General features: G+C 65.4%; 11 protein-coding genes. 6 read left to right on the forward strand and 5 right to left on the reverse strand.

Annotated elements, in window-relative coordinates:
• The first annotated feature begins 84 nt into the window (after positions 1-84).
• Complete coding sequence (locus U6115_RS01345) at positions 85-456, forward strand: VOC family protein (protein ID WP_043574913.1); 372 nt, start codon at positions 85-87, stop codon at positions 454-456.
• 58 nt (positions 457-514) lie between these two features.
• Here U6115_RS01345 and U6115_RS01350 read toward each other — a convergent pair whose 3' ends face one another.
• The 3 genes from U6115_RS01350 to U6115_RS01360 form a co-directional block, all read right to left on the reverse strand.
• On the reverse strand, positions 515-1267 hold the full coding sequence (locus U6115_RS01350; RefSeq protein ID WP_043574916.1) for a substrate-binding periplasmic protein: 753 nt from the start codon (positions 1265-1267) through the stop codon (positions 515-517).
• Between the two features lie 127 nt (positions 1268-1394).
• Entirely contained in the window at positions 1395-2801 is a 1407-nt protein-coding gene (pyk, locus tag U6115_RS01355) for a pyruvate kinase (RefSeq protein ID WP_043574918.1), read from the reverse strand.
• Positions 2802-3151: 350 nt separating this feature from the next.
• Positions 3152-3550: a hypothetical protein gene (locus tag U6115_RS01360; protein ID WP_146008398.1), complete on the reverse strand. Its 399-nt coding sequence runs from the start codon at positions 3548-3550 to the stop codon at positions 3152-3154.
• A 31-nt stretch (positions 3551-3581) separates the two neighbouring features.
• Here U6115_RS01360 and glpK point away from each other — a divergent pair, with 31 nt between their 5' ends.
• The 4 genes from glpK (at position 3582) to U6115_RS01380 (ending at position 8536) form a co-directional block, all read left to right on the forward strand.
• Positions 3582-5084 carry a glycerol kinase GlpK gene (gene glpK / locus U6115_RS01365; RefSeq protein WP_043574921.1) on the forward strand — a complete coding sequence of 501 codons (1503 nt, stop codon included), beginning with the start codon at positions 3582-3584 and terminating at the stop codon, positions 5082-5084.
• 72 nt (positions 5085-5156) lie between these two features.
• Positions 5157-5870 carry an MIP/aquaporin family protein gene (locus tag U6115_RS01370; RefSeq protein WP_043574924.1) on the forward strand — a complete coding sequence of 238 codons (714 nt, stop codon included), beginning with the start codon at positions 5157-5159 and terminating at the stop codon, positions 5868-5870.
• Between the two features lie 289 nt (positions 5871-6159).
• Positions 6160-7671 (forward strand): glycerol-3-phosphate dehydrogenase, encoded by a 1512-nt coding sequence (gene glpD / locus U6115_RS01375; RefSeq protein ID WP_043574927.1) that lies wholly within the window; start codon positions 6160-6162, stop codon positions 7669-7671.
• Positions 7672-7882: 211 nt separating this feature from the next.
• Positions 7883-8536, forward strand: a complete 654-nt coding sequence (locus tag U6115_RS01380; RefSeq protein WP_052258036.1) for a B3/B4 domain-containing protein — start codon at positions 7883-7885, stop codon at positions 8534-8536.
• Between the two features lie 40 nt (positions 8537-8576).
• On the opposite strand, the gene U6115_RS01385 is transcribed toward U6115_RS01380, so the two are convergent.
• Both U6115_RS01385 and U6115_RS01390 read right to left on the reverse strand, forming a co-directional pair.
• Positions 8577-10199: a methyl-accepting chemotaxis protein gene (locus U6115_RS01385; RefSeq protein ID WP_043574929.1), complete on the reverse strand. Its 1623-nt coding sequence runs from the start codon at positions 10197-10199 to the stop codon at positions 8577-8579.
• Positions 10200-10358: 159 nt separating this feature from the next.
• Positions 10359-10805 carry an Lrp/AsnC family transcriptional regulator gene (locus tag U6115_RS01390; protein WP_043574931.1) on the reverse strand — a complete coding sequence of 149 codons (447 nt, stop codon included), beginning with the start codon at positions 10803-10805 and terminating at the stop codon, positions 10359-10361.
• A 126-nt stretch (positions 10806-10931) separates the two neighbouring features.
• Between U6115_RS01390 and U6115_RS01395 the strand changes: the two genes are divergently transcribed.
• A complete protein-coding gene (locus tag U6115_RS01395; RefSeq protein WP_043574933.1) occupies positions 10932-11849 on the forward strand; it encodes a DMT family transporter in 918 nt (305 codons plus the stop codon).
• Positions 11850-11888: the final 39 nt, after the last annotated feature.

The raw sequence follows: 11888 nt of genomic DNA on the forward strand, positions 1-11888 counted from the left end.
GTCAGGGTGACATGCTTTCGGCATGACAGGCTGTCCGGCTTGTGGCAGTGTGGATGGTCCATACTTTCCACCGGAGTTGCTGGCATGATCAGCCATATCGACCACATCGTCCTGACCGTGCGCGACATCGAGGCGGCGGTCGCTTTTTACCAGCGCGCGCTGAAGCTGGAAGCGGTGAGCTTCGGCAATGGCCGCCGCGCGCTGCGTTTCGGCAACCAGAAGATCAATTTGCAAACCTTGGGCCAGGAAACGCGCAACCACGCCGCCATCGGTTCCGGCGACCTGTGCCTGATCACCCATTTGCCCTTGGCCGAGGTGGCTGAGCATCTGAAGCGCGAAGGGGTGGCCATCGTCGAGGGGCCGATCACCCGCAGCGGCGCGATGGGAACGATCACCTCGGTGTATTTCAACGACCCGGACAGCAATCTGATCGAGGTCAGCACTTATAGTTTTTGATGGCAGGGGCGGTGACAGGCGGGCGCGGTCGCGCGCGCGGCGCAGGCCGGCGTCCGGTTCAGCGCCTGGACAGCTCGCGCTGCAGCACGCTGTCGTAGCTGCCGTCGCGGCGCATCGCTTCCAGCGCCAGGTTGAAGCGCGTCAGCAGCGCCTCTTGCTGCGCGTGCTTGTTGATAGCCAAGTAGGACGGATTGGTCACCAGCGCCTCCTGCGACAGCGCCACGTCGCGGTAGCCGCCGTCGCGTAGCGCCAGCTGCAGCGGCTCGCGTATGCCCAACACCACGTCCAGCCGCCCCAGGCGCAGCTGGCGCAGGTTCTGCTCGTCGCTGTCGCCGTCGAAGGCGGTGAGCCGGCCTTGCTTCCTGGCCAGGTCGAAGGCGTCGCCGTAGCTCCAGCCGGCCATCACGCCCACTCTTTTGCCGTACAGGTCCTCAAGCTTGCGGTAGCGCGGCGCCTTGGCCGGAGAAGCCATCACCACGCGCTCGTAGAACAGCGGCTGGCTGAAGTCGAACAGTTTTTCGCGGCTGGCGGTCTTGATGATGCCGCCGGCCGCTGCGCTGCCGCCGCCCAATTCCTGCAGCGCCAGGCGCCAGGAGGCGGCGCGCAGCGTGACGGCGATGCCGGCGCGTTCGCAGACCTTGGCGACCAGCGCCGGGTACAGGCCGGCGGCGCCTTGCTGGCCGGCGTACATCAGCGGCGGATTGCTGGCGTCGAAGTCGACGATCAGTCCGGGCGGTTCGCCGGCCAGGCCGGGGACGCCGGCCAGGGCCAGCCATAGCGCCAGCATGGTGGGGAAAAGCTTCTGCCGCATGGGGTGGGATCAACGAGTATGGCCATGGTTGCAGCATAGTACTTGGCGGCGCCGGCGATGCGCCGGCGGAAATGAAAAACGGAAGCCGGCGGGCTTCCGTTGTCTTAAGCGCGCGAAGACGCGGCGCTTACGGGTAAACGATGCGCAAGAGATTGGTGGAGCCGGGGGTGCCGAAGGGCACGCCGGCGATGATCACCATCGGCTTGCCCTGTTCGGCCAGGCCCAGCTTGGTGGCGCAGAAGGTGGTCTTCACTACCATGTCTTCCAGGTTTTCCGCATCCGGACCGTGGTAGGCCACCACCCCCCACACCAGCGTCAGCCGGCGCGCGGTGTCCAGGCTGGGAGAAATCCCCAGGATGGGCGTGGACGGGCGCTCGCGCGCCAGGTACAGACAGGTGGAGCCGCTGGTGGTGAAGGCGACCGAGACCGTCACCGGCAGCAGCGTCGCCACCTTGCGCACGCAGGCGGCGATGGCGTCGGTGCGGCCCGGCTCGTCGGCGGCGCTGTAGTCCAGCGCCATCACCTTGCGGTAGTCCGGCGCGCTTTCCACGCGGCGGATGATGCGGTCCATGATCTGCACCGCCTGCAGCGGGTATTGGCCGGCGGCGGTTTCCGCCGACAGCATCACCGCGTCGGCGCCCTCGTAGACGGCGGTGGCCACGTCGTTGGCTTCGGCGCGGGTGGGGGTGGGCGCGGTGATCATCGACTCCAGCATCTGGGTGGCGACGATCACCGGGCGGCCCAGGTGGCGGCACTGGTGGACGATGCGGCGTTGCGCCACCGGCACGTCTTCCGGCGGCAGCTCCACGCCCAGGTCGCCGCGCGCCACCATCACGCCGTCGGCCAGCGTGGCGATGGCTTCCAGATCGTCCACCGCCGACGGTTTTTCGATCTTGGCGACGATGCCGGCCTTTTTGCCGACGATCTTTCGCAGCTCGGCCACGTCCCGCGCGGTCTGCACGAAGGACATCGCCACCCAGTCGGCGCCTTCGGCCAGCGCGAACTCGGCGTCCTTGCGGTCTTTCTCGGTGATGGCGGACAGCGGCAGCACGGTGTGCGGCAGATTGAAGCCTTTGTTGCTGGACAGCTCGCCGCCGACGGTGACGCGGGTGGCGATGCGGCGCGGCTCGACATGTTCCACGTGGAACGCCAGCTTGCCGTCGTTGACCAGGATGCTGTGGCCGGGCTTGAGCGCGGCGAAGGCTTCCGGGTGCGGCAGGCTGGCGCGGCGGGCGTCGCCGTCCACTTCATCCAGCACGAATTCGTAGCGGTCGCCGGTCTGCACGGTGGCGGGCTGCGGGAATTTGCCGATGCGCAGCTTGGGCCCCTGCAGGTCGATCAGCGCGCCTATCGGCCGGTCCAATGCCTTTTCCGCGGCGCGGATGGCGGCCAGGCGGGCGCGGTGGTCGTCATGGCTGCCGTGGCTCATATTGAGGCGGAAGATGTTCACCCCGGCGCGGGCCAGCTCCAGGATTTGTTCCGGGGTGCTGGATGAGGGCCCCAGCGTGGCGAGAATTTTGGTGTTGCGAAGCATGACTGTCCTTTGCGGCCGTCCGGCCGGTTAGGTTGAAGCTATGGGCATGGAGCCGGAAACGCTGCGCCGGGCGTCGGCGCGCCGGGATTCGTTTCCCCGCGCCGTCGGCGTCCGGCGTCGTCTGCACCGATAGTGCCATGTCCGCGCGACGGCTTCTTTGCGTTGGGTCGAATCCGCTCGCCTTGCCCGGCGCGCAGCGCGCATCGGCAGGCTGTTCAGGCTGTCTCCGGCGTTGTCGATCATGCTGCCATAACTGCCGTGTAGCGGCTGGATTACTTGAAATGAAGGATTTGCGCGCAAAACAACGATTGATGGTGTTTTTTTTTCTAATCCGCCATCTTTATTTTCGCTTATTTTCTTATTTTTTCCTTTGCAAAAATCAGGATGTAATCGCGCAAAGCCTTGTTGCAGTGCGGAATTGCAGTGATGGACGACGGATGACGCGCAAACGCAGCCAGGACGCGGCGCGGGGCCGCCGCTAGCCGCGTGGTTCGCGGCGGTTCGTGCCGGAATGGCCGCGTCGTCGGCGGAATGTAGCATCGCGCTACATTTTTCAGTGCTTTGATTTCATTGGATAAAAATGGGTTCGTCACGCGGGAAAAGCCTGGTTGCGCTGCGGAAAATGTATTTTTTTTTACCGAATGATTGACAAGCTGGTGTTCGGGAATAGAATTGTCCGCAAATAAAACGAACGTCATAAGCAAAAAAAGCAACATTAGCGCAACGTTGACACCCCCGCTGTTAACCATGCTGCCTTGCCGGCAATCAGGAGAAGACTCAATGAGCGATCAGTACGTACTGGCCTTGGACCAGGGCACCACCAGTTCCCGCGCCATCCTGTTCAACCGCGGCGGCGACATCGTGTCGCTGGCGCAAAAGGAATTCCGCCAGATCTACCCGCAACCGGGCTGGGTCGAGCATGATCCGCAGGAAATCTGGGGCGGCCAGGTGGGGGTGGCGGCGGAAGCCGTGGCCAAAGCCGGCATCGACGGTCGCAGCATCGCCGCCATCGGCATCACCAACCAGCGCGAAACCACCATCGTCTGGGACCGCGAAACCGGCCAGCCGGTGTACAACGCCATCGTCTGGCAGGACCGCCGCACCGCCGGCTTCTGCGACGAACTGAAGGCGCGCGGCCTGGGCGAGCTGATCCGCGCCAAGACCGGCCTGCTGGTCGACGCCTACTTCTCCGGCAGCAAGATCAAATGGATTCTGGACAATGTGCCCGGCGCCCGCGAACGCGCGCAGGCCGGCAAGCTGGCCTTCGGCACCGTCGACAGCTGGCTGATCTGGAACTTCAGCCACGGCAAGGTGCACGTCACCGACGTGTCCAACGCCTCGCGCACCATGCTGTACAACATCCACACGCTGGAATGGGACGCCGAGCTGCTGGACATCATGGGCATCCCGGCCTCGATGCTGCCGCAGGTGAAGAGCTCCAGCGAGGTGTACGGCCACACCCACGCCGCCCACCTGGGCGTGGAAATCCCGATCGCCGGCGTGGCCGGCGACCAGCAGGCGGCGCTGTTCGGCCAGCAATGCACCCAGCCCGGCATGGTGAAGAACACCTATGGCACTGGCTGCTTCATGATGCTGAACACCGGCGACAAGCCGATCGAATCGAAGAACAATCTGCTGACCACCATCGCCTGGGCAGTGGACGGCAAGGTGCAGTACGCGCTGGAAGGCTCGATCTTCATCGGCGGCGCGGTGGTGAAATGGCTGCGCGACGGTCTGGGCATCATCCGCCACTCGGCCGACGTCGGCCCGCTGGCGCAGGAAGTGAAGGACAGCGACGGCGTCTACCTGGTGCCGGCCTTCGCCGGCCTGGGCGCGCCGCACTGGAACGCCAGCGCCCGCGGCACCATCGTCGGCGCCACGCTGGGCACCAAGGCGGCCCACATCGCCCGCGCCGCGCTGGACAGCATCGCCTACCAGACCCGCGACGTGCTGAAGGCGATGGAAGCCGACGCCGGCATGGGCATCGCCGAGCTGCGCGTCGATGGCGGCGCCACCGTCAACGAGCTGTTGATGCAGTTCCAGTCCGACATCCTGGCGGTGAACGTGGTGCGCCCCAAGATCACCGAAACCACCGCGCTGGGCGCCGCCTACCTGGCCGGCCTGGCCGTCGGTTACTGGAAGAGCGTCGACGACATCCAGGGCCAATGGCAGCTGGACCGCCGCTTCCAGCCGGCGATGCCGGCCGGCGAAGTGGCCGCCAACGTCAAGGGCTGGCAGCGCGCGGTGAACGCCGCCAAGGTGTGGGCCGACGATCAGGCTTGATTGCCCAGCGACAAGCATGCCCGCCGCGCCAGCCGCGGCGGGACGCCAATCTCTTTTCTGAAAGACTGAATCATGGATCCATTTTACAAAGCGTTGGTCGGCGAGTTCATCGGCACCGCGCTGTTGGTGCTGCTGGGCAACGGCGTGGTGGCCAATGTGCTGCTGAAAAACACCAAGGGCCACAACAGCGGCCTGATCGTGGTGGCCTTCGGCTGGGCGATGGCGGTGTTCGTCGGCGTGTTCAGCGTGGCGGCGATCAGCGGCGCGCACCTGAACCCGGCGGTGTCGGTGGCGCTGGCGGTGGCCGGCAAATTCCCGTGGGACAAGGTGCCGGGCTATGTCGCCGCGCAGATGCTGGGCGGCATGGCCGGCGCCGGCCTGATGTGGGTGATCTACCGCAAGCACTATGAAACCACCGATTGCGCCGACACCAAGCTGGCCACCTTCTGCACCGGCCCGGCCATCCGCAGCCTGCCGGGCAACCTGGTATCCGAGATCGTCGCCACCTTCGTGCTGGTGTTCGCCATCCTGTCGATGGTCGGCCCGAAAATGTCGCTGGGCGCCATCGAGGCATTGCCGGTGGCTCTCTTGGTGCTGGGCATCGGCGTGTCGCTGGGCGGCACCACCGGCTACGCGATGAGCCCGGCGCGCGATCTGGCGCCGCGCATCATGCACGCCATCCTGCCGATTCCGGGCAAGCGCGACAGCGACTGGGGCTATGCCTGGGTGCCGGTGCTGGGCTCGTTGATCGGCGGCACGCTGGCGGCGCTGGCTTCCACGCTGTAATCGCAGTCGACGGCGCGCTATCCGGCGCGCCGTTTTCCTTTTTTGTTCGTTTTTCCCTCTCCGCGCGCCTGCGCGTCCCGCTGCTCCCAATCCGTCGCTAAACCTTGCCCAGCAAGGCTGGAATGCCGATTCGCACAGCGCCTCCCATCCGCCTTTTCCTGCCTTTCCTGATTGCATCCCGCCAAAGTGTCGTAAAAACGAAAAATAGCGAAAGAAAAATGTGTTATTTGTGTTGCTTGTTAGCTATTGTGGATAGAATGAACACGGTAGATTAAGCAAGGACGGGGCAATGGACGTATACGACTTGATGGTGATAGGCGGCGGCATCAACGGCGCGGGCATCGCGCGCGACGCGGCTGGGCGCGGCCTGTCGGTGGCGCTGTGCGAAAAGGACGACCTGGCCTCGCATACCTCGTCGGCCAGCACCAAGCTGATCCACGGCGGCCTGCGCTATCTGGAGTATTACGAGTTCGGCCTGGTGCGCAAGGCGCTGCAGGAGCGCGAAGTGCTGCTGAAGGCCGCCCCGCACATCATCTGGCCGCTGCGCTTCGTGATGCCGCACGCGCGCGACCAGCGCCCGGAGTGGATGATCCGCGCCGGCCTGTTCCTCTACGATCATCTGGCCAAGCGCGAAGTGCTGCCCGGCTCGGAAACCGTCAGCTTCGCCAAGCATCCGGCGGGCGCGCCGCTGAAGGACGCGTTCAAGCGCGGCTTCGTCTATTCCGACGGCTGGGTGCAGGACGCGCGGATGGTGGTGCTGAACGCGGTGGACGCCGCCGAGCACGGCGCCAAAATCCACACCCGCACAGCCTGCGTGGCGGCGCGCCGCGACGACGGCCACTGGATCGTCACGCTGGCGCGCGAGGACGGCAGCCGCTTCGAGGTCCGCGCCCGCGCGCTGGTCAACGCCGCCGGCCCCTGGGTGCAGAGCCTGATCGAGGACAAGCTGGCGATGCCGTCCAGCAAGTCCATCCGCTTGGTCAAGGGCAGCCACATCGTGGTGAAGAAGCTGTTCGACCACCCGTTCGCCTACATCTTCCAGAATCCGGACAAACGCATCATCTTCGCCATCCCGTACGAGAAGGATTTCACCCTGATCGGCACCACCGACGTCGAATACCGCGGCGATCCGGCCCGAGTGGCGATAGACGCGCAGGAAATCGCCTATCTGTGCGAGATGAGCAACCGCTATTTCCACAGCCAGATTGCGCCCGCCGACGTGCTGTCCACCTATTCCGGCGTGCGGCCGCTGCTGGACGACGCCGCCGACAACGCCGCCAGCGTCACCCGCGACTACGCGCTGGAAATGGACCTCGCCGGCGCGCCGCTGCTGTCGGTGTTCGGCGGCAAGATCACCACCTTCCGCAAGCTGGCCGAGGAGGCGGTGGACAAGCTGGCGCCGCTGTTGGGCAACCGCAAGGCCACCTGGACCGCCGACGCGCCGCTGCCGGGCGGCGACATGCCGGGCGCCGACTTCGGCCGCTTCCTGCAGGGCCTGGGCCAGCGCTGCCCATGGCTGCCGGCGGCATTGGCCGAGCGCTGGGCGCGCGCCTACGGCACCCGCGTCGGCAAGCTGATCGGCCAGGCCGCCAGCCTGGCGGAGCTGGGAGAGGAAGTGCTGCCCGGCCTCTATGCGGCCGAGCTGGAATATCTGGCGGAGCAGGAATGGGCGACGCGCAGCGAGGACATCCTGTGGCGCCGCTCCAAGCTGAAACTGCATCTGCCGGCCAACGCCGCGGAGGTGGTGGACGCCTGGCTGGCGGCGCGCGCGCAGTCGCGGCGCGAGGCGCTGAGCGCCTGATGCGTTAGGGCGGATGCCCGGCAGGGGCGATCCGCCCGCTGGGCGCGCAAGCCGCCCTCTCGCCAATCCCTCTCCCGCGGGGCAAAGGGGCTCTCGCACCGCCTGCAAGGCATCGGCTCCCTCCTACTAATGCCCCATTAAAAGCATTTGCTTCCCCTCGCTCCACAGCCTGGCTAGCATAGGCAGCGCACTGATCATGAGGGAGAAAGCGATGCGCGTCGAATTGAGCCAAGACCTGTTGGGCCGCCTGCCGGCAATGGAAGTGGAGGGCCTGCTGGCCCTGGATCTGCAAACGTCGGCCTTGCCGACGGCGGCGCCGAGTTTGGCGGAAGGGGCGGATACCGAAGCGCTGCTGCAGCGCTGGAAAGCGCTGTACCGCGAGTTGCCCGGCGACAAGAAGGCGCGCTGTTCGCTGGAATATCTGGTCAAGGCGGTGCAAAAGGACAAGCTGCGCAGCATCCTGCCGTTGGTGGATCTGTACAACCAGGCGTCCTTGCTCAGCCTGGTGCCGTTTGGCGGCGAGGATGTCGACAAGCTGGGCGGAGAGCTGCTGCTGGACCTGGCGCATGGCGACGAAGCCTTCGTGCCGTTGGGCCGCGCCGAAGCGGAGTGGCCGCAAGCCGGCGAGGTGGTTTGGCTGAACGGCGGCCGGGAGACGGTTTGCCGCTGCATGAATTGGCTGGAGTCGGACCATTTCAAGCTGACCGAAGCCAGCCGCAACGTGGTGTTCGTCAGCGAACGCCCGGACGCCGGCTTCCCGTCCGGCGCGGTCGGCATGGATTGGCTGGCGCGGCGGCTGGCGCCGCATGCGGGGACGCTGCTGCGCTTCCGGCTGGATGCCGCGAATCCCGTTTTCTCCGCCTGAGCCGCATCGCGTCGTTGCGCCCGCGCTAGCCTTGGCGGCGCTACAGCTGGAACTTGCCCACCATTTGCTGCATGTGGGCGGCCACGCCGTTCAGGCGGAGCACCGCGCTGTGCAGTTCGCCGGCGGCCTGGGTGTTGTCGGCCACCATCTGCGATACCGTTTCGAAGCGCTGCGCCAGGCTGGCGCAGACGCTTTTCTGCTCGGAAATGGCGTCGCGGATCTGGCCGACGCCGCCGCTGGCTTCTTGCACGCTGTCGTTGGCCTCGCGCAGATTGGCCATCACCGTCTCCATGGTGTCGCGGCTTTGCTGGGCGGCGTCCAGGCCGCTTTGCACCGTCGAGCCCACCGATTGCGCGTTCTGGCTCAGTTGTTCGGTCACGCCCTTGATTTCGCTGGCGGCCTTGGCCGAGTTTTCCGCCAGCTTGCGCACCTCGTCGGCCACCACCGCGAAGCCGCGGCCCATCTCGCCGGCGCGCGCCGCCTCGATCGCCGCGTTCAGCGCCAATAGATTGGTCTGCTCGGCGATGTCGCGGATCTGCCCGGTCAAATGGCTGATCGACTGGGTGCTGTCGCGGAAGGCCTGCGAGGCCTGGTCTACTTGCCCCATCACCGTGTCTATGGTTTCCGCCTGGCGGCGCAGCCGCGCCACCTCGTCGAGGCCGTCGTTGGTTTTCTGCGCGCTGTTGCGCGAATCGTCGCTGATGCGCGAGGCCTGGTCGGCGATGGTGTCCACGCTGGTGGCCATTTGCTCCAGCGAGGCGGCGTTGTCGGCGATCGCGTCGTTTTGCGTTTCGGCGCCGCGCGCCAGCGCCTGCGCCGAGCGTCCCAGCTCCTGGCTGGTGTCGCCGACCTGCTTGGCGGCGTGGATCAGCTCGCCGATCAGCGAACCCAGATGGGTGCGCACCGTTTCGCTGCTGGCGGCGATGCGGCCGATCTCGTCCATCCGCCCGGCGTGGAACGGGCGGGTGAAATCGCCGCCGGCCAGCCGGGCCAGGTCGTCCGCCAGCTGGCGGGCGCGCTGGATCACGGTGCGGCTGACGTAGTAAAGGAAGAAGGCCAGGCCCAGCACGGTGCCGACGGCCATCGCGATGCCCACCCGCCACAAGGCGGCGTTGGCGCTGTCTTCCGCGGCGGCGGTGTTGGCCTGCGCGCGTTTGGCCAGCAGGTCGCTGGCCTGGGTCAGCAACTCGGTCGGCGGCCTATCCATGCCGGCCACCTGCTTGTCGCCCACCTTGAAGTCGGCGCCGGCCTGCTTGTAGGCGTCAAGCCCCTTGCGGTAGTCGTCGCCCATTTTCTGGTGGGCGGCGACGAATTGCAGCAGCAACTGCTGCGCCTGCGGGTCGGACACCGAGGCCGCCAGCCTGTTGCCCTCGTCGCGCACCTGCTGCTCGCGCTGCTGGAAATTGCCCCAGTATTTGGCCAGCTTGGCCGGGTCCTGGCCGCGCAGCAGCGTGTCTTTCCACTCCTGCACCTGTTTCTTGAAGTCCACCTGCATGGTCAGCACTTGCTGCACGCTGCGCTGGTCGGCCACCACCTGGTCGCGGAACACGCGGATGCTGCCCCATAGCTGGCTTAAGGAGAAAATCGAGGAAATCAGCAGGATGGCGATGACCAGGCCGACGATGGCGGCCAGTTGCCCGGCCAGCGAGGTTTGGCGGTTCATGAGAACCTCCGTATTGGAACAATCTTGCTCTAGTTGTAGGGCAGTTCTCGATGTCTTACGAATATTTACTTAGCCAAATCAAAGGTTTTTCACTATTTCCCCACGCGAGCCGTTGCTGTGGATAACTCCGCCATTTCTTTTGACTTGCGGATAAGCGCTTTAGTCGCGTGGCTGCAGCGGCGGCAGGCGGCGCTGCACCGGGCTGTTCTTGACGATAGAGCTGGTGGTGGAGGCTAGCTCTGACAGCTGGTCCAGGATGTCGTCTAGCTCCCGAATATGGCGCAAGGCCAGCCGGGCAATGAAGCAGTCTTCGCCGGTGACCTTGTCGCATTCGATCACTTGCGGCGTGGCGATCAAGCGCGCCTCCAGCGTTTTCAGCTGGCCGGGAAACGGCCGCAGCCGCACCAGGGCAGTCAGCGTATAGCCCCAGGCTTCCGGATTGACCGTCGGCGCGTAGCCCGCTATCGCGCCGGACTCTTCCAGCCGCTTCAAGCGTTCCGACACGCTGGGGCCGGCCATTTTCAACCGCCGCGCCAGCTCCGCCAGGCTCTGCCGGGCGTTCTGCTGCAGCAGTTTCACCAGTTCCACATCTATCCAGTCGCGCATTCGAAGTTTTTTCTGGTGATTAATCGATAAATGAAAGGTATCAAAGGCGTTTATACCTTGCAATGCTCATGTAGTTAATGTCCACGCTTTTCTAGACTGTTGCCATCGAAGCCTCAGGAGCAAAACATGGCGTCCACTCAGGAAATCCGCCGGGGCCAATGGCAGATGTTGGCGGCAATGGCCTTGTCCGGCACGCTGGGCTGGTTTGTGCTGCAGTCCGGCCAGCCGGCGTTGCATGTGGTGTTTTTCCGTTGCCTGATCGGCACGGTTTGCCTCGCCGGCTTCATCGCCTGGCGCGGGCTGTGGCGGCCATGGCTGTTTACGGCCGGTAGCATGATGTTATGTTTGGGCGGCGGGGTGGCGCTGGTCGGCAACTGGCTGCTGCTGTTCAACGCCTATCACTACAGCTCCATCGGCATCGCCACCGTGGTGTATCAGGCCCAGCCTTTCATCTTGTACGGCATGGCGGTGTTGTGGCTGGGTGAAACCGCGAGCCGGCATAAACTCGCCGCCTTGGGCTTGGCGTTTGGCGGCATGCTGTTGATCGTGTGGCCGACGCTGGCGCAAGACAAGGCAGGCGGCCAGTGGTGGATAGGCGTGGGCCTGGCCTTGGGCGCGGCGGCGCTGTACGCGCTGGCGACATTGATCACCAAGCGCTTGCCGGCCGGGATTCCCGCGCCTCTGATCGCCTGCCTGCAGACGTTGGCCGGCGTGCTGCTGCTTTGGCCGCTATTGCAGCCGCAACGCTTGGCCGAAGCCGGCGCGGCGGCCTGGGGCTGCCTGGCGGTGCTGGGCGTGGTGCATACCTGCGGGATGTATATCCTGATGTATTCGGCTTTTCGCTGGCTGCCGACGCATTTGATTGGCGCGCTGGGTTTTGTCTATCCCTTGGTGGCCGTACTGGTGGACTATCTGGCTTATCGCCACGCCTTGCTGGCCTGGCAGTGGCTGGGCGCGGTGTTGATAGTGCTGGCCAACGCCTGGATGAATGGCTGGCTGCGATGGAGGTGGGGTGGGCGGCTGTCCGCTGTGGATAAATCCTGATTTTCAAGGGACTTGTGGATAAGGGCGAGGAGGCGCTTC

Origin of the sequence: Chromobacterium subtsugae, from assembly GCF_035919665.1 — a bacterium.
Taxonomy (GTDB): domain Bacteria; phylum Pseudomonadota; class Gammaproteobacteria; order Burkholderiales; family Chromobacteriaceae; genus Chromobacterium; species Chromobacterium subtsugae.

Bases quoted from the DNA above. Each gene is read 5' to 3' on its own strand.
- U6115_RS01345 (WP_043574913.1), top strand. From the start codon at position 85: ATGATCAGCCATATCGACCACATCGTCCTGACCGTGCGCGACATCGAG.
- U6115_RS01350 (WP_043574916.1), bottom strand. From the start codon at position 1,267: ATGCGGCAGAAGCTTTTCCCCACCATGCTGGCGCTATGGCTGGCCCTG.
- pyk (WP_043574918.1), bottom strand. From the start codon at position 2,801: ATGCTTCGCAACACCAAAATTCTCGCCACGCTGGGGCCCTCATCCAGC.
- U6115_RS01360 (WP_146008398.1), bottom strand. From the start codon at position 3,550: ATGGTTAACAGCGGGGGTGTCAACGTTGCGCTAATGTTGCTTTTTTTG.
- glpK (WP_043574921.1), top strand. From the start codon at position 3,582: ATGAGCGATCAGTACGTACTGGCCTTGGACCAGGGCACCACCAGTTCC.
- U6115_RS01370 (WP_043574924.1), top strand. From the start codon at position 5,157: ATGGATCCATTTTACAAAGCGTTGGTCGGCGAGTTCATCGGCACCGCG.
- glpD (WP_043574927.1), top strand. From the start codon at position 6,160: ATGGACGTATACGACTTGATGGTGATAGGCGGCGGCATCAACGGCGCG.
- U6115_RS01380 (WP_052258036.1), top strand. From the start codon at position 7,883: ATGCGCGTCGAATTGAGCCAAGACCTGTTGGGCCGCCTGCCGGCAATG.
- U6115_RS01385 (WP_043574929.1), bottom strand. From the start codon at position 10,199: ATGAACCGCCAAACCTCGCTGGCCGGGCAACTGGCCGCCATCGTCGGC.
- U6115_RS01390 (WP_043574931.1), bottom strand. From the start codon at position 10,805: ATGCGCGACTGGATAGATGTGGAACTGGTGAAACTGCTGCAGCAGAAC.
- U6115_RS01395 (WP_043574933.1), top strand. From the start codon at position 10,932: ATGGCGTCCACTCAGGAAATCCGCCGGGGCCAATGGCAGATGTTGGCG.